Source organism: Streptomyces sp. CB00316, assembly GCF_001905595.1.
GTDB lineage: Bacteria > Actinomycetota > Actinomycetes > Streptomycetales > Streptomycetaceae > Streptomyces.
The window spans coordinates 132,060-158,391 of the sequence record NZ_LIXI01000012.1 but is presented as its reverse complement, the minus strand read 5'-3'; the positions used below and the strand labels follow the sequence as shown (position 1 = coordinate 158,391).

The 26,332-nt window shown below is 68.9% G+C and carries 23 protein-coding genes and 3 pseudogenes; 11 read left to right on the top strand and 15 right to left on the bottom strand.

All coding sequences use genetic code 11. The features are described 5' to 3' along the window. Positions 1-156 precede the first annotated feature (156 nt). Positions 157-2,436: an alpha-xylosidase gene (gene yicI / locus AMK21_RS29515; RefSeq protein ID WP_073882230.1), complete on the bottom strand. Its 2,280-nt coding sequence runs from the start codon at positions 2,434-2,436 to the stop codon at positions 157-159. Positions 2,437-3,156: 720 nt separating this feature from the next. On the opposite strand from yicI, the pseudogene AMK21_RS29510 reads away from it, so the two are divergent. The 4 genes and pseudogenes from AMK21_RS29510 to AMK21_RS29500 all read left to right on the top strand — a co-directional run bounded on the left by AMK21_RS29510 (position 3,157) and on the right by AMK21_RS29500 (position 5,686). Then, a pseudogene (locus AMK21_RS29510) lies at positions 3,157-3,969 on the top strand (glycosyl hydrolase). Then, positions 3,912-4,211: a hypothetical protein gene (locus AMK21_RS36755; protein ID WP_267893941.1), complete on the top strand. Its 300-nt coding sequence runs from the start codon at positions 3,912-3,914 to the stop codon at positions 4,209-4,211. Before AMK21_RS29510 ends, AMK21_RS36755 begins: the two are co-directional and overlap by 58 nt. Positions 4,212-4,626: 415 nt before the next feature. Further along, a complete protein-coding gene (locus AMK21_RS29505; protein WP_073882229.1) occupies positions 4,627-5,190 on the top strand; it encodes a hypothetical protein in 564 nt (187 codons plus the stop codon). 4 nt (positions 5,191-5,194) lie between these two features. Next, on the top strand, positions 5,195-5,686 hold the full coding sequence (locus AMK21_RS29500) for a hypothetical protein (protein WP_073882228.1): 492 nt from the start codon (positions 5,195-5,197) through the stop codon (positions 5,684-5,686). Positions 5,687-6,332: 646 nt separating this feature from the next. On the opposite strand, the gene AMK21_RS29495 is transcribed toward AMK21_RS29500, so the two are convergent. Then, the gene (locus AMK21_RS29495; protein WP_073882227.1) at positions 6,333-7,799 is read right to left on the bottom strand and encodes a non-reducing end alpha-L-arabinofuranosidase family hydrolase; all 1,467 of its coding nucleotides are present in this window, start codon (positions 7,797-7,799) and stop codon (positions 6,333-6,335) included. A gap of 565 nt (positions 7,800-8,364) precedes the next feature. Between AMK21_RS29495 and AMK21_RS29490 the strand changes: the two genes are divergently transcribed. From AMK21_RS29490 to AMK21_RS37230, 4 genes are all read left to right on the top strand, one after another. Continuing rightward, positions 8,365-9,798, top strand: coding sequence for an endo-1,4-beta-xylanase (locus AMK21_RS29490; RefSeq protein WP_073882226.1), 1,434 nt, complete (start codon positions 8,365-8,367; stop codon positions 9,796-9,798). Positions 9,799-10,338: 540 nt separating this feature from the next. Continuing rightward, positions 10,339-11,199, top strand: coding sequence for a hypothetical protein (locus tag AMK21_RS29485; RefSeq protein ID WP_143194888.1), 861 nt, complete (start codon positions 10,339-10,341; stop codon positions 11,197-11,199). Beyond that, positions 11,193-11,492 carry an RNase A-like domain-containing protein gene (locus AMK21_RS29480; protein ID WP_073882224.1) on the top strand — a complete coding sequence of 100 codons (300 nt, stop codon included), beginning with the start codon at positions 11,193-11,195 and terminating at the stop codon, positions 11,490-11,492. The genes AMK21_RS29485 and AMK21_RS29480 overlap by 7 nt, the downstream gene beginning before the upstream one ends. Before the next feature lie 60 nt (positions 11,493-11,552). Then, positions 11,553-11,942: a contact-dependent growth inhibition system immunity protein gene (locus AMK21_RS37230; protein WP_158070736.1), complete on the top strand. Its 390-nt coding sequence runs from the start codon at positions 11,553-11,555 to the stop codon at positions 11,940-11,942. A gap of 548 nt (positions 11,943-12,490) precedes the next feature. Here the strand turns inward: AMK21_RS37230 and AMK21_RS29475 are convergent. Next, positions 12,491-13,819 carry a class I SAM-dependent RNA methyltransferase gene (locus tag AMK21_RS29475; protein WP_073882223.1) on the bottom strand — a complete coding sequence of 443 codons (1,329 nt, stop codon included), beginning with the start codon at positions 13,817-13,819 and terminating at the stop codon, positions 12,491-12,493. Positions 13,820-13,952: 133 nt separating this feature from the next. Continuing rightward, the gene (locus tag AMK21_RS29470) at positions 13,953-16,001 is read right to left on the bottom strand and encodes an APC family permease (RefSeq protein ID WP_073882222.1); all 2,049 of its coding nucleotides are present in this window, start codon (positions 15,999-16,001) and stop codon (positions 13,953-13,955) included. Positions 16,002-16,324: 323 nt separating this feature from the next. On the opposite strand from AMK21_RS29470, the gene AMK21_RS29465 reads away from it, so the two are divergent. Next, positions 16,325-16,993, top strand: coding sequence for a potassium channel family protein (locus tag AMK21_RS29465; protein WP_073882221.1), 669 nt, complete (start codon positions 16,325-16,327; stop codon positions 16,991-16,993). Further along, positions 16,993-17,673, top strand: coding sequence for a potassium channel family protein (locus AMK21_RS29460; protein ID WP_073882220.1), 681 nt, complete (start codon positions 16,993-16,995; stop codon positions 17,671-17,673). The genes AMK21_RS29465 and AMK21_RS29460 overlap by 1 nt, the downstream gene beginning before the upstream one ends. A gap of 73 nt (positions 17,674-17,746) precedes the next feature. On the opposite strand, the gene AMK21_RS29455 is transcribed toward AMK21_RS29460, so the two are convergent. From AMK21_RS29455 to AMK21_RS29425, 8 genes and pseudogenes are all read right to left on the bottom strand, one after another. Next, on the bottom strand, positions 17,747-18,553 hold the full coding sequence (locus tag AMK21_RS29455) for a DUF3159 domain-containing protein (protein ID WP_073882219.1): 807 nt from the start codon (positions 18,551-18,553) through the stop codon (positions 17,747-17,749). A 3-nt stretch (positions 18,554-18,556) separates the two neighbouring features. After that, the gene (locus tag AMK21_RS29450; protein WP_073882218.1) at positions 18,557-18,973 is read right to left on the bottom strand and encodes an OB-fold nucleic acid binding domain-containing protein; all 417 of its coding nucleotides are present in this window, start codon (positions 18,971-18,973) and stop codon (positions 18,557-18,559) included. Positions 18,974-19,048: 75 nt separating this feature from the next. Continuing rightward, the gene (locus AMK21_RS29445) at positions 19,049-19,741 is read right to left on the bottom strand and encodes a response regulator (protein WP_073882217.1); all 693 of its coding nucleotides are present in this window, start codon (positions 19,739-19,741) and stop codon (positions 19,049-19,051) included. Between the two features lie 106 nt (positions 19,742-19,847). Further along, positions 19,848-20,602, bottom strand: a pseudogene (locus AMK21_RS29440) (sensor histidine kinase); the annotation flags it as partial. Positions 20,603-20,650: 48 nt separating this feature from the next. Next, positions 20,651-20,713: pseudogene (locus tag AMK21_RS36970) on the bottom strand (hypothetical protein); the annotation flags it as partial. Between the two features lie 288 nt (positions 20,714-21,001). Beyond that, positions 21,002-21,769: a DUF3710 domain-containing protein gene (locus tag AMK21_RS29435; RefSeq protein WP_073882216.1), complete on the bottom strand. Its 768-nt coding sequence runs from the start codon at positions 21,767-21,769 to the stop codon at positions 21,002-21,004. A gap of 1 nt (position 21,770) precedes the next feature. Next, the gene (gene dut / locus AMK21_RS29430; RefSeq protein ID WP_018488271.1) at positions 21,771-22,298 is read right to left on the bottom strand and encodes a dUTP diphosphatase; all 528 of its coding nucleotides are present in this window, start codon (positions 22,296-22,298) and stop codon (positions 21,771-21,773) included. Continuing rightward, positions 22,298-22,882: a PaaI family thioesterase gene (locus AMK21_RS29425; RefSeq protein ID WP_073882215.1), complete on the bottom strand. Its 585-nt coding sequence runs from the start codon at positions 22,880-22,882 to the stop codon at positions 22,298-22,300. The genes dut and AMK21_RS29425 overlap by 1 nt, the downstream gene beginning before the upstream one ends. 58 nt (positions 22,883-22,940) lie before the next feature. On the opposite strand from AMK21_RS29425, the gene AMK21_RS29420 reads away from it, so the two are divergent. Continuing rightward, positions 22,941-23,399, top strand: a complete 459-nt coding sequence (locus AMK21_RS29420) for a DUF3093 domain-containing protein (protein WP_073882214.1) — start codon at positions 22,941-22,943, stop codon at positions 23,397-23,399. An 18-nt stretch (positions 23,400-23,417) separates the two neighbouring features. On the opposite strand, the gene AMK21_RS29415 is transcribed toward AMK21_RS29420, so the two are convergent. The 3 genes from AMK21_RS29415 to AMK21_RS29405 all read right to left on the bottom strand — a co-directional run bounded on the left by AMK21_RS29415 (position 23,418) and on the right by AMK21_RS29405 (position 26,331). Further along, the gene (locus AMK21_RS29415) at positions 23,418-24,374 is read right to left on the bottom strand and encodes a hypothetical protein (protein WP_073882213.1); all 957 of its coding nucleotides are present in this window, start codon (positions 24,372-24,374) and stop codon (positions 23,418-23,420) included. A 13-nt stretch (positions 24,375-24,387) separates the two neighbouring features. Next, positions 24,388-24,684 (bottom strand): DUF4193 domain-containing protein, encoded by a 297-nt coding sequence (locus AMK21_RS29410; protein WP_003965732.1) that lies wholly within the window; start codon positions 24,682-24,684, stop codon positions 24,388-24,390. 405 nt (positions 24,685-25,089) lie between these two features. Beyond that, positions 25,090-26,331, bottom strand: a complete 1,242-nt coding sequence (locus tag AMK21_RS29405) for a sensor histidine kinase (protein ID WP_073882212.1) — start codon at positions 26,329-26,331, stop codon at positions 25,090-25,092. Position 26,332 lies beyond the last annotated feature (1 nt).

The following is a 26,332-nucleotide window of genomic DNA, read 5'->3' as shown; positions in this document are numbered from 1 at the left end:
GCCACTCGAGCGAGAGACCGCTTCGCAGATAGCGGCCGGTACACGCCACCCCTGGCGCCCGCCGAGGCCCCGGCGGGTGCGGCAGCCCCTCCGTGAGAAGGGCCGGTACGCACCACCGGGGCGCCGTTGCGCCTCGATGCGCGGGAAGGTGGCTCGTCAGGGCATGGGCACGACCACATCACCGGCTCCCCGGGCACAGCCGCCACCGGCCACCTCCACGCGGAAGGAGTGATCCGTCCCCTCGGCTCGCACGCGCAGGCCGTCCTGGTCCTGTACGAGGTGGAAGACCGCCGCCACCCGGCCCGTGAGGTCGGGCACGGTGAGCGACCGGCTGAAGGGCGTGCCGTCAGAAGCCGGATGGACGCGCAAGGTCAGCTCGTCCAACCAGTCGGAGTCCGGCCTCTGGTCGTCCGCGCCGAGGGGCAGCACGGCACCCGCCCGCACGAAGAGCGGCAGGCTGTCGAAGCCGTGCCTCTCCCGCCGCCACACAGGACCGGCCACCGTCTCACCGGTCAGCAGATGAGTCCAGGTACCCCGTGGCAGGTAGTACTCCACCTCGCCCTCCGCGGTGAAGACGGGCGCGACGAGAAGGTCGGGGCCGAGCATGTACTGCCGGTCCAGGGCGCGGCAGGCGGGGTCCTCGGGGAATTCGAGGAGCATGGGGCGCATGACGGGGACGCCGGTGGCGTGGGCCTCCACGGCCACCCCGTAGAGGTAGGGCATGAGCCGGTGCTTGAGCAGGGTGAACTGCCGCGCGACGTCGACGGCCTCCTCGCCGAACTCCCACGGCACCCGGTAGGACACGTTGCCGTGCAGGCGGCTGTGCGAGGAGAGCAGGCCGAAGGCGAGCCATCGCTTGAACACGTCCGGGTCCGGGGTGCCCTCGAAGCCGCCGATGTCGTGGCTCCAGAAGCCGAAGCCGCTCAGGGACAGGGAAAGCCCGCCTCGCAGCGACTCGGCCATGGCCTCGAAGGAAGCGAAGCAGTCGCCACCCCAGTGGACGGGAAACTGCTGCCCGCCGGCGGTCGCCGAACGGGCGAAGAGGACGGCCTCACCGGTACCGCGCTCCTGCTCCAGAAGCTCGAAGACGGTCTTGTTGTAGAGGTGGGCGTAGTAGTTGTGCATCCGCTCGGGGTCGGAGCCGTCATGCCAGACGACGTCCGTCGGCACGCGCTCCCCGAAGTCCGTCTTGAAACAGTCGACACCCTGGTCGAGCAGCGGCCTCAGCTTGTCCTGGAACCAGGCCCGGGCCTCGGGGTTGGTGAAGTCCACCAAGGCCATGCCGGGCTGCCAGAGGTCCCACTGCCAGACGTCGCCGTTCGGCCGCCGGACCAGGTACCCGCGAGCGGCGCCCTCCGCGAACAGCGTCGACTTCTGTGCGATGTACGGGTTGATCCACATACTGATCTTCAGCCCGCGGGCCTTCAGACGGGCGAGCATGCCCTCCGGATCGGGGAAGGTCCCAGGATCCCACTGGAAGTCCGACCACTGGTACTCGCGCATCCAGAAGCAGTCGAAGTGGAAGACGGAGAGCGGTATGTTCCGCTTCGCCATGCCGTCGACGAAGGACGCGACGGTCGCCTCGTCGTAGGCGGTGCAGAAGGATGTGGTGAGCCACAGGCCGAAGGACCAGGCGGGCGGCAGGGCGGGGCGACCGGTGAGGGCGGTGTAGCGGGCGAGCACCTCCTTGGGGGTCGGTCCCGCGACGACGTGGTACTCCAGGGCCTGGTCCTCGACGCTGAACTGGACCTGGCCGACCGACTCCGATCCGACTTCGAAGGACACCTTGCCGGGGTGGTTGACGAAGACGCCGTAGCCGCGCGAGGAGAGGTAGAACGGGATGTTCTTGTACGCCAGCTCGCTGCTGGTACCGCCGTCGGCCTGCCAGATGTCGACGGTCTGACCGTTCTTGACGAAGGGCGTGAAGCGCTCACCGAGCCCGTAGACCTGCTCACCGACGCCGAGAGCGAGCTGGACGGCCATGTGGTGTGCGCCGTCATGGGCGGTCACGAACGCGGTGCCCTTGCGCTCGGCGGCGGTCAGCCGGTGGCCACCTTCGTCCACGAACTGGAGCGTCCACGGCTTCGCGGTGTCGAGGCGCAGAGTGAGCGGTCCGCTGCACAGCTCGACGAGATCACCCTCACGCCGGGTGTGGCCCGCGCCGGCCCGCGTCCCCTCGCCCGGCAGCTCGAAGTCGGGCCCGAGATGGCGCTTGCCCGCATGATGGGTGACACGTACGCCGATGACCCCTTCTGCCGGTGAGAAGAACTCGGTCGTGATGAGGGCCGTGTTGAGGGTGTCCCCACGATGGCGCACGGGCGTGACAGCCGCGTAGGCCGTGATGTGGTCGGCGCCGACATGGAGATCGCGTACTTCGGTGGCGTACGAGACGCGGACGCCCTCGCGCATCAGCCAGAAGCCTTCGGTGAACTTCATCTGGTGTTCCTCGGTGTGTGGGTCGCGATCGAGCGAGGAGTACGGGGCGGATTCGGTGCAGCACGGCGCCGACCTGTTCCAGGTGGCTACATCCCTCCCGAAGGGCGGTGGTTCGCCTGCTCGGCCCGTCTGGCGGGCAGGGGCAGGCGCCATCACGCCCTCTGCCCATCATCGAAACGCTTCGACAGGTCGCGTGGGCACTGACCTCCGATACCGTTCCAACAAACACTCCAGTGGTCAAGGGATGCGAGGACGGCCGGGCGCCCCCGGAGGCCGGCGGACACTCCTATATGGCGTTTTGTCACGCACTCATCGAAGCGCTTCACCACCGATCCGACCCCGGCAGCATACGGAAGTCGGCCGGCTGATCGCCGACCACATCTCGGCCCAGCACCGGACGAGTCACACCGGCCGACAGCCCCGTCAGGGGTGGCGCACCCCGGTTCAGCCCGTACGGAGTGAGCGGGGTAGGGCGCCCGGGCCGATTCTCCGGGCGGCGCGGCACGGCGCCATGGGGAGCTGACGTGTCGGTACGCAGTTCGACCCCATGACGTGGAGCGCACATAGAGGACAAGCAGCGAAAAATGCGCCACGTTTAGGAAACGTTAAGTAGATTATGTTGCCTGCCGGCAATGAGAGGCGACGTGAACCGTTGACGAGAACTACGGATTCCGCCACCTTCATGTCGTCGAGTATTTCCGCTCCGTCACGAAAGCAGGGATGCCAGTGAGAGGAACACGACGGTTTGCCACTTCCACCTTGGCTGCCGCAGCTGTATTCACCGCAGCATTTGCTTGGCCGACGGCCGAGTCCGCGCAGGCGTTTCCCGCGACCCCCAAGCAGAATGTGGTGAACTATCTGCGCACCATATCCGGGACCAGCATCGTTTCCGGACAGCACAACAAGGAGCCCGCTTCGGCTCCCGGGCAGTACACGCAACACGTCGAGGACGTCACCGGGCAGTACCCGGGCCTGTGGGGAGGCGACCTGATGTTCAACGCCGCGGACGTGGCGAACCGCCAACGCGTGGTCGACCAGGCGAAGACCGAGTGGGCCAACGGGTCAATGGTGTCTCTGACCTGGCATGCCTGTCCGCCGACCGGCGGGAGCACCTGCGCGTTCGAGGGCGGCGTGAAGTCGAACATATCGAACGTGCAATTCTCGTAGCTCCTCACCGACGGCAGTGCACTGAACAACACCTGGAAGCGACGCCTCGACGAGGTCGTCCCCTACCTTCAGCAGTTGAAGAACGCGGGAGTTCCCGTACTCTTCCGCCCGTTCCACGAGATGAACGAATCGTGGAACTGGTGGGGCAACCGGCCGGGGACCAACGGAAGTGCTCGGCTCTTCCAGATCACGCGTGACTACCTCGCGGGAACGAAGGACCTGGACAACCTCATCTGGGTGTGGAACGTGCAAGGCAACCCGGCCGGGGGTGGAGCAGTTACTACCCCGGAAATCAGTACGCCGATGTCGTGTCGCTCGACGTCCGGTACAAGAACCATCCGAGTTCCGCCGATTACCAGCAGATGAGGAACATCGCCGGGACGAAGCCCATGGCCATCGGGGAAATCGGCAAGGTGCCGACCGCCGCGATGCTGCGGAGCCAGCCACAATGGGCATGGTTCATGATGTGGTCCGAGCATCTGCGGGGGGAACAACACCAACGCCGAGATCCAAGCGGCGTACTTCCATCCGCGCGTCCTGAACCAGGGCGAGGTCAGCCTCCCCTGAGGCCATCGTCGCCGGCGCCGAAGCGGACTCGCGGCTCCTGATCCTGGCCGGGCAGGAGGGCCCGACGGGTGTTGACCGTCGCCGTGCCGGTAGGCGGTCGGGGGTGGTCACAGCCAGCCGGAGAGCCCGTGGAGAAACCCGCCGCGATCGTCGCGGTGGACGGTGTGTCCCGCACCGTCCACCGTCCGCGTGTGCCAGCCCCTGCTGCGCAGTGACGTGGCCGCGACGGGGGGAACTCGACGATCGGTTCTCCTGGCATCAAACCCCTGAGCAGCGGCGCCTGTTCGTGAGGGTCGGGACGGTCGGCATCGCGCACACCGCGGGCGCACCGCCGGGCCGTACGGCAGGGCGCGAGCGTCCGCGAACCGGCCCCTCAAGGACAGCACAGCGGAAGAAGCTTTCCCGTGCACCATCTGATGCAATGAGTCACCGTTCCCTGACCTCGGAGGTTCAGGCATGGCCATCACCACGGGAGCATCACCGCACACCCTGCGCGGCGGGATCGACTCCCTCAACAGCCGTCATCATCAACTCGGTTTACGTGTCTTCCTGTTCATCGTCGTCGCGCACTGGGCGGAGCACCTGGTCCAGGCGTACCAGATCTACGTCTTGGGCTGGCCCATCCCGGAGGCACGCGGCGTGCTCGGGGTTCCTTTCCCGTGGCTCGTCACTTCGGAGTGGATGCACTACGGCTACGCCCTGGTGATGATGGTCGGCCTCTTCCTCCTGCGCCCTGGCTTCACCGGCCGCTCGGGCACTTGGTGGAAGGTGTCGCTCGGCATTCAGGTGTGGCACCACCTGGAGCACCTGCTGCTCCTGATCCAAGTGCTCGCGGGCGCGCACCTGCTGGGCAAGGCCGCCCCGACGAGCCTGGTTCAGCTGATCCTGCCCCGGGTGGAGCTGCACCTCTTCTACAACACCCTGGTGACGGTGCCCATGGTGGTGGCGATGTACCTGCACACCCGCGCAAACCGGCCGGACAACGTCACCGCACGGTGCGCCTGCGCGCCGAAGGGCTGAACGCATGGCTACGAGCGGTAGGAAGCCCTCCGGGTTCGTGTCCCTGCTGCTCCTGCTGGCCGGCCTCCTTCTCTTCTGGATGTCGGTGCCGAATCTCGGCACCGCCGCCAGGGCCGCCACCACTGACGGGCCACGGGGCACCTTCACCGCAACCCGTCTCATGTGCTCCGGGCACGCTGGGCACACCACCTGCGAGTGGTCAGGAACGTTCCAGTCCGACGACGGCACCGTGGAACGTGAGGGCGTCAGGCTGTACGGCAGCGGCCGTGACACGTTCGAGACCGGACAGGCGGCGCCCGCCGTGGACGTGGGCAACGCGGGGCGGGTCTATGACCCGACCGGATCACGCGCGTGGATCATCACGGTCGTGCTGGCGGTGCTCGCCTACGTCCTGCTCGCGGTCGTGGCGCGTCGGCATCTGATGCCTCCCCCGCTCCCCCGGAGAACGGAATTCCGTCCCATGACGATCCGCGAGGGGTCCGCCCCGCTTCCTTGACGATGCGATGTTCCCCGTCGTCGACCGCGTCTTCCCGCTCGACGAAACCCTCCGGGCCGTGGAATACGTCGAGAAGGGACGGGCAAAGGCCAGCTAAGTAGTCGCCACAATGACGTAAGTGCGAAAGCTACTCAGAACCCTCATGTCCGGCCCCGCGGCCCCGGGCGCGCAGCGCCGCCGCTGGTGCGAGGGTGCGCTGCGGCGCTGCCCCCTCCCGGTTCATGCCGGATCAACCGGCTCCCGCCCGACCGTGGCGTGCCGGCGTCGTGTGTGATCCACGTAGCGCTGGGCTCCGGTCGACGTGATCCTGGCCGTCAGGTGCTGATCCACGCTGGAGGCGGCAACCGCACTTCCAGCTCGCCCGGCTGACGACGCGCGATTGTCCCGTCCGGTGAAGGAGGCGACGTCGGCCGGGACCATGAAACGGAGGCAGCGACGCCCGGCGAAGGGACTTCGGCGGGAGGCAGCCGCAGAAGGGAACATCGGACAGCGTCGGCGAATCGGTCGGGCTGGTGGGGGTAGGCGTCGACCACCCCCGCGCGCCGTCGCCGTACGAGCGCTGACGTTGCCGCAGACCGGGCGGGCTCGGCCTTCCGCCGAGCCCGCCGCGACGGCCCCGTACCGGAGCCGGACACGTTTCACATCGTCAGCGCTGCAGTGTCAGCAGACCAGGACGGTAGGGCAGGAGGCCGTAGTCGCCGCCGGAGTTGGGGCTGCGCCCCTGGTAGAGCAACTGCAGATTGCAGGGATCGACGGTCATGGTCTGGTCGGGGCTTGAGCGGATCAGTTCGCCGTGGCTGATGTCGTTGGTCCAGGCGGCGCCACTGTTGGCCTTGCCGGCGAAGGGTTTGCTCTCGGTCGCGGCCTGGGGTGTCCACGCGCCGTTCAGACTGGTTGCCGTGAACGAGCGGAAGTAGCGACCCTGCGAGCCGATCGCCTCGACGATCATGAGGTAGCGGTTCTGGCCCTGCAGCTTGTAGACCTGCGGGGCTTCGAACAGGTTGTTCGTCGTGTCGCTCATGATCACTGTCGAGGTCGAGCCGAAGCTGCCCGGGAAGTTCCCGATCGGCATACTGGCCCGGTAGATCTTGCCGTTGTCGCCGGCGAAGAACAGGTACATGTTCGTCCCGTCACCGATGAGCGTCTGGTCGATGGGTCCTGTTCCGGAGTCGGGGATGCTTCCGGAGAAGAGCACTCGCGGGGACGACCAGCCGTTCGGGTTGGCGGGATCGCTCGACGTCCGGTAGGAGAAGGCGGACCCGCCCCACTGGTAGGCGAGCACCCAGATACCCTTCGGCGCGAAGTAGAAGAGCGTAGGCGCGACGGTGGAAGCTGACATCGCGTTCTGGCCGGCCGAGCCCATCTCCGACCAATCGGAGAACAGGCCGAAGTTCATCGAACCCCAACTCGTCCCCGTGTCGTGCGTCGTCGCATAGACGAGCTGTTTGCCCTCGTAGGGGACGACGGTGAAGTCCTTCAACGACACCCACCCCGGCTTGGGCTGCGCCAACGGGCCCGATGATGCCCAGCGGTATGTCCCCGGAAGGTCGCACGGGCCGGTGTTGCCGCCGCCGACCTTGACGAGCTGCCACTGCTGGTTGGTGCCGCCCCAGTCGTCGTACTGGACGGTGTTCGCGTTGTCGGCGGTGGAGGCACCTTGTACCTCGAGGGCCTTGCCGCTGTGGCGCGAGATGAACCTTACGTAGCCATCCGAGCTGTCGGCCAGTCGCCATTGCTGGTTGGCGGCGTTCAGGTCGGCCCACTGGACGATCGATCCGCCGTTCGCGGTGGACCAGTTGTAGACGTCCAGCACCTTGCCCGAGTGGCGGGACTTGATGCGGTAGTAGCCGCCCCCGGAATCGACGAACTGCCACTGCTGCTGGCTCTGATCGTTCCTGGTCCACTGAGTGATGCGGGCGCCGTCGGTGGTCGCCATGTTGTAGAGGTCCAGGGCCTTGCCGCTGTTGCGATTGACCAGCACGTACGAGGCGTTGGGGTCCACGGTCGCCGCCTCGGCGGGCTGGGCGCCGAGGAAGGTGGCCACGAGCAACAAGGGTGCAAGGACCGCGAGCAGGCGTCTTGACCGGGCCGGGGCCGAGTGGCGGTACCACATGAGCTGCGCCTCCTGGGGGCTGAGTTGAGGTGACCCTGATGAACAGCGGAGCGGAAGTGTCGTGGGTCCGGGAGGGCTTCGAAAAGTTTCGAGGATTCCCGGATGCTTTGACGCCACAAGCTAGGGATGCGGGGTTCTCCGGTCAAGGCTTGCCACTGATCTGTCCATAAACAGCACCCCCCTTCGGGCCTGACACACGATCGCGCCGACCGGACCTCTCCTGAGTGCGCGAATACAGTTCGCCAGCCCAAGACGCATGTACGGAGGAGGAAGGCCGAGCAAGCAGCGTCCGTGCACGCGCCCCGACCTCGGCCCTACGACGTTCGCCGGCACCGGCGCCCGGGGCTGCATTCCGTCTCGCCAGGGTGTCGGAAAGTTTCGGATGACCAATCGAAACTTCTTCTGCGGAGAGTATTGACGGCCCATCACCGATGCCTCAATCATCCCTGTCTGAGGAACTGGCCGTGGTCCGAGATACCGAACGTCGGCCTCGGCCTTCCGTGCTGCACGCCAGATCCGCGCACCGCATCAGTCCTTTCGTGATTTCCACCTTGGAGGCACAGTCATGGGCTCCTACGCCCTTCCCAGACCCGCTGTCCGCCGGAAAACTCGCAGCCTGCTGTTGGCACTGGTCGTCGGCGTCCTCGGGGCGTCCGCCACGCTGGTCGCGCCACCGGGGGCACACGCCGCCGAGAGCACGCTGGGCGCCGCGGCGGCGCAGAGCGGCCGCTATTTCGGCACCGCCATCGCCTCGGGCAGGCTGGGCGACTCGACGTACACGTCGATCGCGAACCGTGAGTTCAACATGGTGACGGCCGAGAACGAGATGAAGATCGACGCCACCGAACCGCAGCGGGGGCAGTTCAACTTCAGCTCCGCCGACCGCGTCTACAACTGGGCCGTACAGAACGGCAAGGAGGTGCGTGGCCACACCCTGGCCTGGCACTCCCAGCAGCCCGGCTGGATGCAGAGCCTCAGCGGCAACGATCTGCGTCAGGCGATGATCGGCCACATCAACGGCGTGATGGCCCACTACAAGGGCAAGATCGTCCAGTGGGACGTCGTGAACGAGGCCTTCGCCGACGGGAGTTCGGGAGCCCGACGCGACTCCAACCTGCAACGCAGCGGCAACGACTGGATCGAGCTCGCCTTCCGCACCGCGCGCGCCGCCGACCCGTCCGCCAAGCTCTGCTACAACGACTACAACGTCGAGAACTGGACCTGGGCCAAGACCCAGGCCATGTACTCCATGGTCCGGGACTTCAAGCAGCGCGGCGTGCCGATTGACTGCGTCGGCTTCCAGGCGCACTTCAACAGCGGCAGCCCCTACAACAGCAACTTCCGCACCACGCTGCAGAACTTTGCCGCCCTCGGCGTCGACGTGGCCGTCACCGAGCTGGACATCCAGGGCGCCTCGCCCGCCACCTACGCCAACGTGACCAACGACTGCCTGGCCGTCGAGCGCTGCCTCGGCGTCACCGTCTGGGGTGTGCGCGACAGCGACTCCTGGCGAGCGGAGCACACACCGCTGCTGTTCAACAACGACGGCAGCAAGAAGGCCGCCTACTCCGCCGTCCTCAACGCACTCAACGCCGGCGGCACAACTGAGCCCCCGGCGGGTTCCGGACAGATCAAGGGCGTCGGTTCGAGCCGCTGTCTGGATGTGCCCAACGCCAGCACCAACGACGGCACCCAGCTCCAGCTGTGGGACTGCGGCAGCGGCACCAACCAGCAGTGGGTGGCCACCGCCTCGGGTGAGTTCCGGGTCTACGGCGACAAATGCCTGGACGCCGCCGGCACAAGCAACGGCAGCAAGGTCCAGATCTACAGCTGCTGGGGCGGCGACAACCAGAAGTGGCGCGTCAACTCCGACGGATCCATCGTCGGCGTCCAGTCCGGCCTCTGCCTCGACGCCGTCGGGACCGGCACCGCCAACGGCACCAAGATCCAGCTCTACTCCTGCTCGAACGGCAGCAACCAGCGCTGGACCCTCACCTGACGGACCGGCCACGGACGAAGGGGCGGACCGATGACGGCCTGCGGTGCGGTCCCTCCCGCCCGCCGGGAAGACATCGTCGACGGTCGCGGGTCGCCGCGGTGAATCCGGGGTCCGCCGAGGCGGCGGCGGTAGTAGGACGCTCGGCCTACGCCCCCGAGAGGCATCCCCGTCGGTGGTGCGGCTGATCCGCACCTCCCACCCGCGTGGGCCAGTCGAGGGAATGGCACGGGCAGCAAGTCCTGCCAGTTCGGGTGGTGCACACGACTTCGCAGCCCGCCTCATCCGGCGGTGACGCCGAGAACACCTTCGCCCCTGTCCAAGCAGGACAGGGGCGAAGGCGCCTTGGAGCCGCGATCGTGAGCGGGGTTTCCATCCGCTCCCAGGCTCCGAGGACGGCCTTGGGCGAATCCGGTCGGAATACCGGAAATCGTCCGGGACCTCCTCCAGCCACTGTGCAAGAACGTGTTCCGGATCGGAAGGGTGGCGGACGTCCACCCCTTCCCGCAACAGCACTACCTCAACTCGCTCTGTCACAGCTGGATGAACGTATCCATCACCGCGACGTTGGGGGCGGACCAGCTCACCCAGGCGGTGGGTGCCATCACCAACCACCAGCAGGCGGACTGGGAAGCCGCGATGCGGACCTCCTGCAGCGCCCTGTGGGGAGGGACGGCGTGGGGGCAGCAGCGGCACGGCTACCAATGGGGGCAGACCGCCAACTCAGGTCCGGGCACGCCGCGGATTCCCACGGGCAGTCAGCCGGTTCTGGCCGTGCTGAAGGACACTGCGGACAAAATTGCCACTAATCTGCGCGAGTACGCTGAGGTTGCCGTCGCCCTCAACCGCGATGTCGAGGACGAGCTCCACCGCGCCATGTGGAAAGCCGCCAGGGAGATCATCGAAGATCTCGCCAAGCCCAAGGACCCCAAGAGCATCCTCGGCACCGCCACCTCCGTGATCGGCAAAGGCGCGGGCCTGATCCTGTCGTTCGACGTCAAGACGGTACTGAACATCGACACGGGCAAGCTGAACGGGATCGTCGACAAGTACACCGGCACCCTGGGGGGCCTCACCGCGCGCATGGAGGCGCTGAGGGAGCCGCTGGACGAGGCATTCCGGAGCGCACCCGAGTTTGAGGCCGGCGTTGCCCGTTCGCACGGCTTCGGTACCCGGGCCCTGGAGGAATTCAAGGACTCGAAGGTCTGGCTGAAGGTCGATTCGAACGGCAGCTACGACCTGAACCTCGCCGCCAACGAATACATGGCGAACGGCCACACTTTGGACAAGCACGTCGGCAAGAGAGGTGGGCATGTTCTGGAACTTCGCCGACTACTGAACCGCCTGCCACCCGTGGGAGCTCGGCTCCTGACGAGGCAATTCGAGAGGATGCCCCCGTGCTGACCCGATCCGCCTCCTATCCCGACCGGGAGACCGCCCAGTGGGCCACCCAGCAGGTGGTGACCGCCAACGAACAGGCCGTCCACCGCTGGCTCGCCCAGAACACCCGGGTCCGCCTCACCATCGAGGCAGCCTGGCCGTCCCGTGAGGAGCCCGTGGGCCGGGTCCAGCTGGAGGGCGACCTGCTGGCCGGGCGCGGCCCCGTCGATGTGCGCGCGGCGCGCGTGGTGCTGCGCCGCGAGGCGACGAGTCCGCTCGGCTTCGTCGTCCACACGACCGTCCCGTTCTACCTGTAGGGGTCACACGCACATGTCCATGAAGCCCCTCGAACCGAAGCCCCAGTCGGACATCGGTGACTGGCTGACAGTGCTGGCCGACCCCCTGAAGAGGAGCATCGAGGACGGCGACGTCCCGGAACCATCGTCCCCGACAGACGCACTGGGAGTGGCACGCGCGTTTTCCGGAGACCGCGCAACTACTGGGGGGGCTGGTTCTCGCAGGACATCGTCGACGAGTTCCCCGGCCACGACGCCGCAGTCGCCGACCACACCGGCACCACAAACCCGCAGATGGTCGCCCGCCTTGTGGGTGAACTGCACGAGTTGCCCGCCCTCCCCCTCGACGACGGGGGACTACGCCCTGGCTGCCGCCGAACTCGGCATGGAGGTGAGCCCGCCGGACCGTTCTCCCACGGCGCCTGGTTCCACTCGCTGGCAGCGACGCTCTCCGGTGTCCGATCCGGCTGAGCGGTCGGGGGACGGGCGCTCCACAGCCGCAGGATGGCACGAGCGTGGACAGCGACGCAGGGCCAAGCCCTCGCGAGACCCCACCTGAAGGTCCGACCGGCCGGTGACCGCAGTCCTTCGAGAAGATCGCCAGGGCCTCTACAGCGCAACCCGGAGGAGACGCAGGCGATCCGCAGTCCGAAGGCGGATGTATCTCAGCGCCCTGACCGCACCGACCGGGGCCAGGACGGCTACACCGACCTGGCCACCCGGGCGGCCAGATGGCTCGCGGCGGCCAGGAAACCTCTCCTCCATGATGACGCGACGACCCCTACTGCGCCGTGAGTTCGAGGCTCACCTGACGCACCATGAGAACGAGCGTCGGATGAGCGTCGAGCCCGTCGTGCACCACTCCCGACGAAGACCGCCGCAGACTACTTGCCCCTGCACTCCTGGGTGAAACCGCAGGTCAGAGCAGTGTGCCGGGACTGCGGCGCGCTCCACGTCGCGTCCGGTGGAAAACATGTCGAGCGCATCGCCGTGCCTGAGAACGCCGGGAAAACTGCAGGTCAGAGCCCCTTTGCCGCAGGCTCCAGAATCGCCACACACTCCACATGCGCCGTCATCGGAAACAGATCGAACGCCCGCAGCGTCCGCACCTTGTACCCGCCCTCCGCGAAGTACGCCAGGTCCCGCGCCAGCGCCGCCGGGTCGCAGGCCACGTAGGCGATCTTGCGGGCGCCCAGGCCGGACAGGTGCTTGACCACCTGCTTGCCCGCGCCCGCGCGCGGCGGGTCCAGGACGATCAGGTCGCACTCGGTGATGCCAGTGCGGGGCAGGACCTGGTCGACCTTGCCCTGTTCGATGCGGACCCGGTCCAGGTCCTTGAGGTTGTGGCGGGCGTCCTCGACCGCGCGCTTGCCGGACTCGATGCCGAGCACCGCGCCCTTCTCGCCGATGCGCTGGCCGATGGCTCCGGCGAAGAGGCCGACGCCGCAGTAGAGGTCGAGGGCCGTGTCGTTCTTGCGGGGCAGCAGGCCCTGCATGACCGCGCGGACCAGGGTGTCGGCCGCCTGCGGGTGGACCTGCCAGAAGCCGCCGGAGCCGACGCGGTACGTGCGGTCGTCGGCGCGTTCGCGGACGAAGGCGCGGCCGTGGACGCGGTGGACGCCGCCGTCGTGCTCCTCTACGCGGAGTACGGAGACCGGCTTGTCCAGCTCGACCAGAGGGAGACGGCCGCCGGGCTTCGGGGTGAGGATGACCTGGCGGTCGTTCGAGCCGGTGGCGGTGATCGCCTCCACGGCGGCGAGCTGCGGCCATTCGCGCTTCTCGACGCCGAGCTCCGAGACGCCGGGTGCGGCGATCAGGCAGCGGTCGATCGGCTGGACGTCGTGCGAGCGGTGCTTGCGCAGGCCCGCCCGGCCGTCCGCGTCGACGGTGTACTGGACGCGGGTACGCCACGCGGGGACCTCGCCCGGCGGAAGCTTGTCGCCCTCGGCGGGCATGACCGTGCCGTCCCAGCCGGCCTCCTCGGGCGTCAGGCCCGCCAGGCGCTGGAGCTGCTCGGCGATCACCTCGCCCTTGAGTCGGCGCTGGGCGCCGGGCTTGGCGTGCTGCCAGTCGCAGCCGCCGCACATGCCGGGGCCGGCGTACGGACACGGGGCCTCGACCCGGTCCTTGGACGGCTCGAGGATCCGTACCGCGTCGGCCCGCAGGAAGCGGGAGTCCGTGTCGCCTTCGGTGACCTTGGCGATGATCTTCTCGCCGGGGAGCGTGTGACGGACGAAGAGGACCTGGTTCTCGGCGGTACGGGCGATGCAGTGGCCGCCGTGCGCGACGGGACCGACCTCGACCTCGTACTCCTCCCCGACCAGCGACGACGTGGGTGCGTTCTGCATGAGGGGAGGCTCCAGGGACGGGGAAGGGGGCATACCGGGCAGGCGTGCGTGCCTGGACGACAGCCCACCAGTCTACGTGCGTGCGGTCGGAGTGCTTACCACGAGCGGTCCCCCGGCCGTGGATCCGAGGGACTCAGCCCTTCCGGCCCGGCTCCTTGGGCCGGCGTTCCACCGGGCCCCGCCGTACCGAACCCGGAGCGTTCCACTCCGCGTGCTTCCGGGCCCGCTTCTTCGCCGCCTCGGAGGACTGGAGCTGGTACGGCACGGAGGTGACCATGACGCCGGGGGTGAAGAGCAGGCGGCCCTTCAGGCGCAGGGCGCTCTGGTTGTGGAGCAGGTGCTCGTACCAGTGGCCGACCACGTACTCCGGGATGTAGACGCTGATCACATCGCGCGGGCTCTGCCGGCGCAGGCCCTTCACGTACTCGATGACCGGGCGGGTCACCTCGCGGTAGGGCGAGTCGAGGATCTTGAGCGGTACGTTGATGGAGCGTCGCTCCCAGTCCTCGCGCAGGGCCTTCGTCTCGTCCGGGTCGACGCTGATGGAGAGCGCCTCCAGGTGGTCGGCGCGGATCAGCTCGGCGTAGGCGAGGGCGCGCAGGGTCGGCCGGTGGAGTTTGGAGACCAGGACGATCGCGTGCACGCGGGAGGGGCGGACGCTCTCGTCCGTGGGGGTCTCGTCGGCCGCGATCTCGGCGGCGACCCGGTCGTAGTGCTTCCGGATGGCGGTCATCGTGCCGTAGAAGATCACCATGCCGAGCAGGGCGACCCAGGCGCCGTGGGTGAACTTGGTGGCCAGGACCACGACCAGGACCAGACCGGTGAAGAAGGCGCCGAAGGTGTTGACGGCGCGGGAGCGGACCATGTGGCGGCGCTTGGCCGGGTCGCGCTCGTCGGCCAGCAGGCGGTTCCAGTGCCGCACCATGCCGGTCTGGCTGAGGGTGAAGGAGACGAAGACGCCGACGATGTACAGCTGGATCAGGCGCGTGGAGTCGGCTCCGTAGATCCCGACCAGCAGGATGGCGGCGCCGGCCAGCAGCACGATGCCGTTGGAGAAGGCGAGCCGGTCGCCGCGGGTGTGGAGCTGGCGCGGCAGGTAGCGGTCCTGGGCGAGAATCGAGCCGAGCAGCGGGAAGCCGTTGTACGCGGTGTTCGCGGCCAGGAAGAGGACCAGCGCCGTGGCCCCGGCAAGGGCCAAGAAGAGGAATGAACCGTGGCCGAAGACCGCCTCCGCCACCTGGGCGATCACCGGGTCCTGGGTGAAGCTCTCGCCGACCGGGACCCCGTCGCGGATCAGGTCGACGGCCGGATTCTCGGCCATCTTGACGTCGGTGGTCAGGGCCAGAGCGATGATTCCGCAGAACATGGTGACGGCGAGCAGACCCATCATGGCGAGCGTGTTCGCGGCGTTCTTGCTCTTCGGCTTGCGGAAGGCGGGCACGCCGTTGCTGATCGCCTCCACACCGGTGAGAGCTGCACAGCCGGAGGAGAAGGCACGCAGGAGGAGGAAGACGAGGGCGAAGCCGGCGAGTCCCTGGTGCTCGGGCTTGATCTCCAGCTCGGAGGTCGGGGCGTGCATCGCGTCGCCGAGCACCAGTGCCCGGAACGCGCCCCACAGGAGCATGAGGAGGACGCCGGCCACGAAGAGGTACGTCGGGACCGCGAACAGCTTCCCGGACTCCCTGACCCCACGCAGGTTCATCACGGTGAGCAGGACGATCGCGCCGATGGCGCAGAGGGTCTTGTGCTCGATGACGAAGGGGATCGCGGAGCCCAGGTTCTCCACGCCGGCGGAGATCGACACGGCCACGGTCAGGACGTAGTCGACCAGCAGGGCGCTGGCGACGGTCAGTCCGGCCTTGGGGCCGAGGTTGGTCGTGGCGACCTCGTAGTCGCCGCCGCCGCTCGGGTACGCCCGGACGTTCTGCCGGTAGGAGGCGACGACAGTGAACATGAGGACCACGACGGCCAGCGCGATCCACGGGCTGAAGTGGTACGCCGACACACCCGCGATGGACAGGACGAGGAGCACCTCTCCAGGTGCGTACGCCACCGAGGACAGCGGGTCGGATGCGAAGACGGGGAGCGCGATGCGCTTGGGGAGAAGGGTCTCCCCAAGCTTGTCACTGCGCAGCGCCCGGCCGATCAGGATCCTTTTGGGCAGGTCGGTCAGTTTGGACACGCTGAGGATCGTAAGCGGAGCCGGTGCCGGTCACGGACGCCTGATCGCCGCGGCACCGCTCTCTCCTGCGGCAGGGGCGGGAATCGGCCGTAATCTTTAACGTAATCCTTGCGACCGACATAGCGCGCCTTTACTCGCCCTTTGCCCATGTGTCGCGGGCAACGCACACTCGGAGGAAACAGCGGTCCCCCAGCCGCATAAGCTCATCCCCGGGCGACGCCGAAGCCGTTGCCCCGTTGTTTGCCCGGCAAGCTGAGAGAGAAGTGTGAGCAGCGTGTTTTCGCAGGTCAGCCGGACGATCAGGACGGCGAGGTAGGCGAGCGGTGCACATCGTCATCATGGGCTGCGGGCGCGTCGGAGCCGCTCTCGCACAGACCCTGGAGCAGCAGGGCCACACGGTCGCGGTGATCGACCAGGACCCCACGGCCTTCCGCCGTCTCGGGTCCGGATTCGGCGGTCGCCGGGTCACCGGGGTCGGCTTCGATCAGGACACCCTCCGCGAGGCGGGCATCGAGGACGCCGGGGCGTTCGCCGCGGTCAGCAGCGGCGACAACTCCAACATCATCGCGGCCCGCGTGGCCCGCGAGATGTTCTCCATCGAGAACGTCGCGGCCCGCATCTACGACCCGAAGCGGGCCGAGGTCTACCAGCGGCTCGGCATCCCCACCGTGGCCACGGTCCGCTGGACGGCGGACCAGATGCTGCGGCGGCTGCTGCCGTCGGGCGCGGAGCCGCTGTGGCGCGATCCGAGCGGGGGTGTGCAGCTCGCCGAGGTGCACACGACTCCGTCGTGGATCGGCCACCGGATCAGCACGCTCCAGGAGGAGACCGGCGTCCGCGTCGCCTTCCTCACCCGGTTGGGCGAGGCCATACTGCCGACGTCGCAGACCGTCCTGCAGGAGGGCGACCTGGTCCACGTGATGATGCGTACGGACGAGATCGCCAAGGTCGAAGAGACCTTCGCCGAGGGTCCCGAGAAGGGCGGTCACTGATGCGTGTGTCGATTGCCGGGGCGGGCGCGGTGGGCCGTTCCATCGCCACCGAGCTGCTGGAGAACGGGCATGAGGTGCTTCTCATCGACAAGGCGCCCAGCGCCATCTCGGTGGAGCGGGTCCCGTCGGCGGAGTGGCTGCTGGCGGACGCCTGCGAGATCACATCGCTGGACGAGGCGGCTCTGCAGCGCTGCAACGTGGTGATCGCGGCGACGGGCGACGACAAGGTGAACCTGGTCGTCTCGCTGCTCGCGAAGACCGAGTACGGCGTGCCGCGGGTGGTGGCGCGGGTCAACCACCCGAAGAACGAGTGGCTGTTCAACGAGTCCTGGGGCGTCGACGTCGCCGTCTCGACCCCGCGGCTGATGTCGGCCCTGGTGGAGGAGGCGGTGAGCGTCGGCGATCTGGTCCGGCTGCTGCGCTTCACCCACGGCGACGCCAACCTGGTGGAGCTGACGCTGCCGCCGGAGTCGGCGCTGGCCGGCACCCGGGTCGGTGACGTGGCATGGCCCGAGGACACCTCGCTGGTCACCATCATCCGGGGGACGCGGGTGCTGACGCCGAGCGCCGAGGAGTCGCTGGAGGCCGGTGACGAGCTGCTGTTCGTGGCGGCCCAGGCGCGCGAGGAGCAGCTGGAGGACCTGTTGTCGGTCCGCCGCGATCTGTCGTCCGACAGCTGACGCGTGAGCGTAAGAAGGGCCCGTAACCGCACAACAGCGGTTACGGGCCTCTCCTTTACGTCGTTACGCGTCCTTACGCCTCCGGGCTGCGCAGAGCCGCTGCGGCCTGCTCGGCCTTGCGGTCCTTCTCCGCCTGCTCCGCGGCCTTCTCCTCGGCCTCCATCTCGGCGAAGACGTCGATGGGCGGCGGAGCCTTCGCGAGGAAGACCCAGGTCAGGTAGACGGCGAGCAGGAACGGCGGGATCTTCAGCGCGACCAGCACCCAGCCGAACTGGGTGGTGTCGGCCCACCAGTAGAGCGGGAAGAGGATCGCGCACTTGGCCAGCAGGATGAGGCCCCAGGCGTAACTGGCCTTGGTGTACGCCTTCTTCCGGCCCGGGTTACGCGTCCGCCAGGAGAGGTTCTCCTTGAAGACCGGGCCCAGGATCAGTCCGATCAGCGGGACGCCGGCGGCTGCGGTGACGAGGTAGGCCGTGGCCAGCCCCAGGGTGTAGAGCATGCCCGGCAGGTAGAAGTCCTTGGCGTTGCCCGTCATCATCGCGAAGACGACACCGAAGGCGACCCCGAAGACGCCGCTGAAGGCATGCTTCACGGTGTCCCGGCGGATCAGCCGTACGGCGACCAGGGCCAGGGAGACGGCCAGGGCCGCGATGGCCGAGATGTGCAGGTCCTTGTTGATCGTGAAGATCGTGACGAAGAGCAGCCCGGGCAGGACTGTCTCCACCATGCCTCGCACGCCGCCGAAGGCCTCGAAGAGGGCGGCTTCGGTGACCGCCTTCGACTCGGCGTCCTGCTGGGCGGCGTGCCTTCCGCCGGCGCTCTGCCGGTCGATGGGGTGGGACTGGTCCGTTTCGGACGTCGGCTTGTCGAGAGACGTCACCGGCTACTCCTTGCCGAGCGGTCGGAGTTCGTATGTGGGGTTGAACAGCACCCGGCGCCCGTGACTCATGGCGACCCGGCCCGAGGCGATGATCCTGCGGCCGGGCTCTATGCCGACGATGGAGCGCCGGCCGAGCCAGACCACATCCAGCGGCTCGGTGCCGTCGAAGAGCTCCGCCTCCAGGGCGGGCACTCCGGCCCGGGGTCGGAGGGTGACGGTCCGCAACGTACCAGCCACCTTCACGATCTGCCGGTCGGAGCACTCGGATATCCGGGTGCACCCGGTGGCCTGGGTGTCCTCCCGCAGCTCCTGGAACTCCAGGTCCTCCTGGGAGCTGGAGAGCCGGTCGAGCATACGGCGGAAGCGCCCGGGAGGCCTCTCCGCGCTGCCGGCCTTCTCGTGTCGGGGAACAGCACTCATACCCGAAGGGTACCGGTCCTGCGGGCTGTGTACGGAGGCCTGGGGAGACCACTCGAAAGGGTGACCCGGCGGTGGTCAGCCCCGCTCGAAGCGGTAGCCCATGCCCGGCTCGGTGACGAAGTGGCGGGGGTGTGAGGGGTCCGTCTCCAGCTTGCGGCGGAGCTGGGCCATGTAGACCCGCAGATAGTTGGTCTCCGTACCGTAGGAGGGCCCCCAGACCTCCTGGAGGAGCTGTTTCTGACTGACCAGGCGGCCGGCGTTGCGGACGAGGACCTCCAGCAGGTGCCACTCGGTGGGGGTCAGCCGTACGTCGCGGCCGGCGCGTTGCACCTTCTTGGCCACCAGGTCGACGGTGAAGCCGGGCGTCTCCACGATCGCGACGTCCTCGCCGACGTCCTGGCCGACCGGTTCCGCGCGGCGTACGGAGGCGCGCAGGCGGGCCAGCAACTCGTCCATGCCGAAGGGCTTGGTGACGTAGTCGTCGGCGCCCGCGTCCAGGGCCTCCACCTTCTCGTCGGAGGTGTGGCGCGCGGAGAGGACGAGGATCGGGACGCGGGACCAGCCGCGCAGCCCTCTGATCACCTCGACCCCGTCCATGTCGGGCAGCCCGAGGTCGAGGACGACGACGTCGGGGTGGAGGGCGGCGGCGAGCTGGAGGGCGGTCGCCCCGTCGGCTGCGGCGTCGACCTCGTACCGGCGGGCCTTCAGGTTGAGCACGAGGGCGCGCACGATCTGCGGCTCGTCGTCGACCACGAGCACCCGGGTCATCGCGGACCTGCCTTTCTGCGGGAGGGGCTGTACGGGGAGTAGGTGGGGTACGGAACCGTGCGGGCGCGTCCGTCATGGGGTGAGGGGAACGTGCGGGACGGGTCCGTCATGAGGTGGCCTCGGCCGGGAGCACCGCCCGGTCCCGGGCCTGGTCCCGGCCCGGTGCGGCGGTCAGCGTCAGGACCATGGTGAGGCCGCCGCCGGGGGTGTCCTCGGCGTCCAGGGTGCCGCCCATGGCCTCGGCGAAGCCCCGGGAGACCGCGAGGCCGAGGCCCACCCCGGCGCCGCGCGGGGCGTCACCGTACCGCTGGAAGGGCTCGAAGATCCGCTCCTTGGCCTCGTCGGGGACGCCGCGCCCCCGGTCGACGACCCGGAGAGCTCGACGCGTTCGCAGAGCGCGCTGGCAGCCACCGCGATGGGCTCCCCGCCGGGGCTGTACTTGACGGCGTTCTCGACGACGTTGGCGACGACCCGCTCCAGCAGTCCCGGGTCGACGGCGACCATGGGCAGCGTCTCGGGGATGTCCAGGTCGACGCTGCCCTCGGGGACCCCGCCGAGCGCCATCGGCACGACCTCGTCGAGATCGATCTCGCGGAGCAGCGGGGTCACGGTGCCGGTCTGGAGGCGGGACATGTCCAGCAGGTTGCCGACCAGGTGGTCGAGCCGGTCGGCGCCGTCCTCGATGCCTCCGAGGAGCTCGGCCTCGTCCTCCGGCGACCAGGCCACGTCGTCGGAGCGCAGCGAGCTGACTGCGGCCTTGATCCCGGCGAGCGGGGTGCGCAGGTCATGGCTGACGGCGGCGAGCAGCGCGGTCCTGATCCGGTTGCCCTCGGCGAGCCTGCGGGCCTGCTCGGCCTCCCCCTGCCCCAGGCCGTGCAGCAGCGCCTCGGTGCGCGGCCGGCCGTGGTGGCCGACGAAGGCCACCACGCAGTCGGTGCCGCGCCCGACCCTGCGGTTGGCCTCGGAGAGCATCGCGTACGTCTTGCCGACGCCCGGTGCCGCGCCCAGGTAGATACGGAGTGTGCCGCGTCCCATGGCCCCATTGTCTTCTTCCGTCCGGCCGTATCGGTCCACGGCCGGTGGCGCCCGGTGCGGCTGCCACCGTCGACGCTACTCCGCGCGTGGCCGGCATCCGGGGCCAGAAGTGGAGGCGCGGGCCGAATTGACGGAACTCTGATGGGCCCCGAGGCGGAAAAGCCGGTGGGCCACACCCCGGGAAGGAGTGCGGCCCACCGGCGGCGATGCTGTGGTGACGTACCGCTAGCGGACCTCGGTGATCTCCGGTCCGCGCTGGAGCTGGCCCATGCCGCCGGAGAACTTCGAGCCCTCCTGCTCCTCCTGCTGGACACCCTCGGGCACCATCTGGGCGTCGTTGGGAAGCTTGAGGACGATCGGGTCGCGGGGGGCCATCGGGCCCTCCCCGCGGACCACCACGGTGTCCCGGAAGATCGTCTCCAGCAGGCCCGCGGCCTCCGGCTGGACCGCGCCCTGGCCGGAGATGACCCCGCGCAGGAACCAGCGGGGGCCGTCGACGCCGACGAAGCGCACCAGCTGGACACCGTTGGCGCCGTCCGGGAGCTGTACGGGGACCTGCGCACGCAGCTCCCAGCCCAGCGGGCCCTCGACCTCGTCGATGATGCCGCCCTGCTGGGTGATGCCGGAGGCGATCTCCTCGCGGACCTCGCCCCAGATGCCCTGGCGCTTGGGGGCCGCGAAAGCCTGCAGCTGGACCGCGCTGTCGCGGAGCACGACGGTGGCGGCGACGATCGCGTCCCCGGCCACCTCGACCCTCAGCTCCATGCCCTCGACACCGGGCACGAAGATGCCGCCCAGATCGACCCGGCCCTCGCCGGGCTGGGAGACCTCGGAGAGGTCCCAGGGCCCGTCGGGCCGGGGGGCCGGCGGAAGATTCGTCCGCCGGGCGCCTGACGCGGCGCCGTCGGTACCCTCGTCGGCGACCTGCTCGGTCTCGCGCACCTCGTCCGCCGCGTCCTCGGCGGAACCACTCTTCTTGCGACGTCCGAACACGTCACTGTCCTTCCCGGTCGGATACGACCGAAGCGTAGCTGTTCCCACCGTGGGTGATCCCGCCCTCGGCGACGTCCACCGACGCGTGGCCGCCGGTGGACCCGAAGCCCCCTTCGGCCCGCGCCGAGCCGGGAAGTTCCGCCACCTCGTGGAAGCGCACCTTCTCGACCTGCTGGACAACCAATTGGGCAATCCGGTCGAACCGTTCGAATCGCACGCTCTCACGCGGATCGAGGTTGACCACGATCACCTTGATCTCCCCACGGTACCCGGCATCAACCGTCCCTGGGGCATTCACGAGGGCCACTCCGCAGCGGGCCGCGAGGCCGGAGCGGGGGTGCACGAAGGCGGCGTACCCGTCGGGCAGGGCGATCGAGACCCCGGTGGGAAGCACCACGCGCTCGCCGGGGGCGAGTTCGGCGGCCTCGGTGGTCACCAGGTCGGCCCCGGCGTCCCCCGGGTGTCCGTACGCCGGAATCGGCACGTCCGGGTCGAGCAGGCGGATCAGTACGTCGACGGGACTGCGCATCAGGGGTTCACCTCGAAGGCTCGGGCACGCTTGAGCTGGTCCGGGTCGGCCATGGCCGCCTGGATCTCCGCGGGCCTCCCGTTCTCGATGAAGTGGTCCACCTTGACCTCGATGAACAGCGCGTCGGCCCGCACGGCGACGGGACCCTCGGGGCCGCCGATCCGGCCGGTGGCCGTGGAGTAGATCTTCCGGCCGTGCACGGCGGTGATGCGGGCGTCGAGGTGCAGCACGGTGTCCACCGGGACGGGGCGCACGAAGTCGGTCTCCAGCCGTCCGGTCACCGCGATCGTGCGCAGCAGCCAGTTCAGCGAGCCGAGCGTCTCGTCCAGGGCCGTGGCGAGTACGCCGCCGTGGGCGAGGCCGGGGGCGCCCTGGTGGGCGGGCTTGACGGTGAACTCGGCGGTGACGCTCACGCCCTCGCCGGCCCGGGCCTGGAGGTGCAGGCCGTGCGGCTGCCCCTCGCCGCAGCCGAAACAGCGCTCGTAGTGCGCGCCGAGGAGCTCCCCGGGGGCGGGGGCGTCAGGGTGCCGTACCGGGGCGACGGCGTCGGCCGGGGGTGTCAGAGCTGCTGATGTTCCACTCACAGGCGCAGACCTTACCCGCGCGGCGGTGTGCCGGTGCCGCCGTGCCAAGCTTGGCTCCATGCAGCCTTCCGCACCGCCCTTCGACGAACGTCTCACCGCTCCCCGTTCCTGGTGGTTCATCGCCTTCGGGATCGGTGTCGCCTGCGCGCTGATGCTTCTGCCGCTCGGGGCCCTCCCGCTGCTCGCCGGGCTGGTCGGCGGCACGGCCGCGGCCGCGGCCGCGGTGAGCAGTTACGGCTCCGCCCGGATCCGGGTGGTGGCCGGTGCGCTGGTGGCGGGTGACGCCCGCATTCCGCTCTCGGCGCTCGGGGAGCCCGAGGTGCTGGACGCCGAGGAGGCCTACGCCTGGCGCACGCACAAGGCGGACGCTCGCGCGTTCATGCTGCTGCGCAGCTATGTGGGGACGGCGGTGCGGGTGGAGGTCACGGATCCGGAGGACCCGACTCCGTACGTCTTCCTCTCCACCCGGGACCCGAAGGGCCTGGCGGCGGCGCTGACGACGGTTCCAGCGGCCTGAGAGTCCGTACGGAAGCGGTCAGGCGCCCTCGATCCCCTTGGGCAGGACGACCGGTACGGCGGGCCGCTCCAGCGGGGGCAGCTCGGCGAGCCGGTCCCAGGGGATCCGGTGCTCGCGCAGGTCGTTCCGGATGCGGTCGGCGAGCTTGCGGGTGTCGCGGCGGTTCATCGTGGCGCCGACGGCCGCGCCGATCATGAACGGGATCAGGTTGGGCAGGTTGCGGGCCATGCGCTTGGTGATCTGCTGGCGCAGCTCGCGCTTCATCTGGCCGCCCAGGGCCGCGTTGAGTGTGGTGGGCCGGGTGACGTCGATGCCGCGCTCCTCCGTCCATGACGTCAGATACGCGGTGGAGCGCTGGGCGAGGTTGCCCGGCGGCCGGCGCCCGTAGACCTCGTGGAGCTCGGCGACGAGCTTCATCTCGATCGCGGCGACGCCGGTGACCTCGGCCGCCAGCTCGGCGAGCATGGCGGGCGGTACGGGCAGCATGGCGGCCGCTCCGATGCCCGCGCCGACGGTGGCGCTGGCCCGGCTCGCGCCCGCCACGAGCTTGTCGGCGAGTTCCTCGGGCCCCAGCCCGGGGAACTGCTTGCGCAGGGTGGCGAGATCGCGCACCGGGACGCGGGGAGCTGTTTCGATGATCCGGTCGGCCAGCTGGCCGGCCAGGACACGGGCGCTCTCCCCGCCCTTGCGCACCCCCCGTTTCACTGCGTGCAGGCGGCCTGCCCCGGTCGTGGGCTCCGCCTGGTCACTCTCTCCGCTCCGGTCCGGCAGGTCTGCCGCCCCCGCCACTTCGAGCGAGGCCGAACGGCCCCGCTCGTCGTCGGAGGTACCGGAAACACCGGAGGGGTCCGGCAGGGCGGCGGACCGCTCGGCAGACGGGCTGACGCCTGCTGCCGGGCCTGGGCCGCCCTCGTTCGCCTCCGGTTCGTGCCGGCGCCAGGGGCGCCGTTTCCGGAACGGTGTGTCGCCTGCCACGGCCGACCCGACCTCAGTCGCAGTCGCGGCAGATGGGCTGACCGTTCTTCTCGCGGGCCAGCTGGCTGCGGTGGTGCACCAGGAAGCAGCTCATGCAGGTGAACTCATCGGCCTGCTTGGGCAGGACCCGGACGGCCAGCTCCTCGTTGGAGAGGTCCGCGCCGGGCAGCTCGAGTCCTTCGGCCGCGTCGAATTCGTCGACGTCGACGGCGGATGCCGTCTTGTCGCTCCGACGAGCCTTGAGCTCTTCGAGGCTGTCCTGGTCCACGTCGTCGTCGGTCTTGCGTGGGGTGTCGTAATCCGTTGCCATGTCGCTCTCCCCCTCTTGGGTGTCTGCGGGTGTCTCAGCGCACGTAACGCGTGAGAGGCCGGACTTGTGCCCGACCTGAGGCGGAGATTTTGCCTCACATCAAGGTCTGTTACTCAATCGACACCCAACCGGCCGCCTCGGCGAGGCTCGGCTTGGGTGGCGATGGGGACCGTACACGGTCCCGACTGTGCGGTTCACAGGCGCCACCCCGTGTACTTCCCGTGATAACACCCCCCGAAAACCCGGACGATTACCGGCTTTCCACATGAGGTGCGATCACGGAGAGTAGATGGCCCGAAAACGGGCTCTGTGATCGATCACACACGGCTCGCCTGGGAACGGGTCCTGAAAATTCCGCCCAAAGCGAACATGAAGATTCGGTGCAGAGTCACACCGTGCGGCCTCTCAGACCGGCAGGGTGACGCGCATCACGAGACCGCCGCCTTCGCGGGGCTCCGCGATGATACGGCCTCCGTGGGCCCGCGCGACGGACCGTGCGATCGACAGGCCGAGTCCGACCCCCTTGTCGCTGCCCGTGCGCTCCGTACGCAGCCGCCGGAAGGGCTCGAAGAGGTTGTCGATCTCGTACGCCGGCACCACGGGACCGGTGTTCGAGACGACCAGCAGGGCCTGGCCGGGCTGCAGGGAGGTGGTGACCTCCACCCAGCCGTCCTCGGCCACGTTGTAGCGCACGGCGTTCTGTACGAGGTTCAGCGCGATCCGCTCCAGCAGGACCCCGTTGCCCTGGACGACGACGGCGGACCGCTCACCGCGGATCTCGACCTTCCGCGCCTCCGCCTCCGCCCTGGCCTGGTCGATGGCACGGTCGGCGACCTCGGCGAGGTCGACCGGTTTGCGCTCCACGATCTGGTTGTCGCTGCGCGCCAGCAACAGCAGCCCCTCGACCAGCTGCTCACTGCGTTCGTTGGTGGCCAGCAGCGTCTTCCCGAGCTGCTGGAGCTCCGGTGGTGCCTCCGGGTCGGAGAGATGGACCTCCAGCAGCGTGCGGTTGATCGCCAGCGGGGTGCGCAGCTCGTGCGAGGCGTTGCCGACGAACCGCTGCTGCGCGGTGAACGCCCTCTCCAGCCGGTCCAGCATGTCGTCGAAGGTGTCCGCGAGCTCCTTGAGCTCGTCGTCCGGTCCGTCCAGCTCGATCCGCCGGGTGAGGTCCGTGCCCGCCACCCGGCGCGCGGTCCGGGTGATTCGGCCGAGCGGGGACAGGACGCGTCCGGCCATGGCGTAGCCGAAGGCGAAGGCGATCACACTGAGGCCGACCAGGGCGAGGAGCGCCCTGTTCAGCAGGCTGTCCAGCGCGTGCTGCCGCTGGGCCGCCGTACACGCCTTGATGGTCTCGTTCAGCTGGTCGTTGTTGGTCGCGGAGCCGAGCTGCGGGCAGGTGTCGCTGGCGATCAGCACGTTGTTGCCGCCGACCTTGAACTCCAGGCTCCCCGCGTCGTGGAGGGCCTGCGCGGCCAGCATGTAGATGATCGAGAGCAGCAGGATGCCCGCGATCAGGAACATCCCGCCGTACAGCAGCGTGAGCCGTATCCGGATGGTCGGGCGCAGCCAGGGGTACGGGGGGTCCTGCTGCTTGGGCTCCCAGGTGGGCTTCGGGGGCGCCGTGGGGGGCGGCGGGGTGGCGGCCATG

Bases quoted from the DNA above. Each gene is read 5' to 3' on its own strand.
- AMK21_RS29450 (WP_073882218.1), bottom strand. From the start codon at position 18,973: ATGAGTGCTGTTCCCCGACACGAGAAGGCCGGCAGCGCGGAGAGGCCT.
- AMK21_RS29500 (WP_073882228.1), top strand. From the start codon at position 5,195: ATGGCTACGAGCGGTAGGAAGCCCTCCGGGTTCGTGTCCCTGCTGCTC.
- AMK21_RS29420 (WP_073882214.1), top strand. From the start codon at position 22,941: ATGCAGCCTTCCGCACCGCCCTTCGACGAACGTCTCACCGCTCCCCGT.
- AMK21_RS29475 (WP_073882223.1), bottom strand. From the start codon at position 13,819: ATGCAGAACGCACCCACGTCGTCGCTGGTCGGGGAGGAGTACGAGGTC.
- dut (WP_018488271.1), bottom strand. From the start codon at position 22,298: ATGCGCAGTCCCGTCGACGTACTGATCCGCCTGCTCGACCCGGACGTG.
- AMK21_RS29485 (WP_143194888.1), top strand. From the start codon at position 10,339: ATGAACGTATCCATCACCGCGACGTTGGGGGCGGACCAGCTCACCCAG.
- AMK21_RS29460 (WP_073882220.1), top strand. From the start codon at position 16,993: ATGCGTGTGTCGATTGCCGGGGCGGGCGCGGTGGGCCGTTCCATCGCC.
- yicI (WP_073882230.1), bottom strand. From the start codon at position 2,436: ATGAAGTTCACCGAAGGCTTCTGGCTGATGCGCGAGGGCGTCCGCGTC.
- AMK21_RS29495 (WP_073882227.1), bottom strand. From the start codon at position 7,799: ATGTGGTACCGCCACTCGGCCCCGGCCCGGTCAAGACGCCTGCTCGCG.
- AMK21_RS29490 (WP_073882226.1), top strand. From the start codon at position 8,365: ATGGGCTCCTACGCCCTTCCCAGACCCGCTGTCCGCCGGAAAACTCGC.
- AMK21_RS29505 (WP_073882229.1), top strand. From the start codon at position 4,627: ATGGCCATCACCACGGGAGCATCACCGCACACCCTGCGCGGCGGGATC.
- AMK21_RS29445 (WP_073882217.1), bottom strand. From the start codon at position 19,741: ATGACCCGGGTGCTCGTGGTCGACGACGAGCCGCAGATCGTGCGCGCC.
- AMK21_RS29410 (WP_003965732.1), bottom strand. From the start codon at position 24,684: ATGGCAACGGATTACGACACCCCACGCAAGACCGACGACGACGTGGAC.
- AMK21_RS29405 (WP_073882212.1), bottom strand. From the start codon at position 26,331: ATGGCCGCCACCCCGCCGCCCCCCACGGCGCCCCCGAAGCCCACCTGG.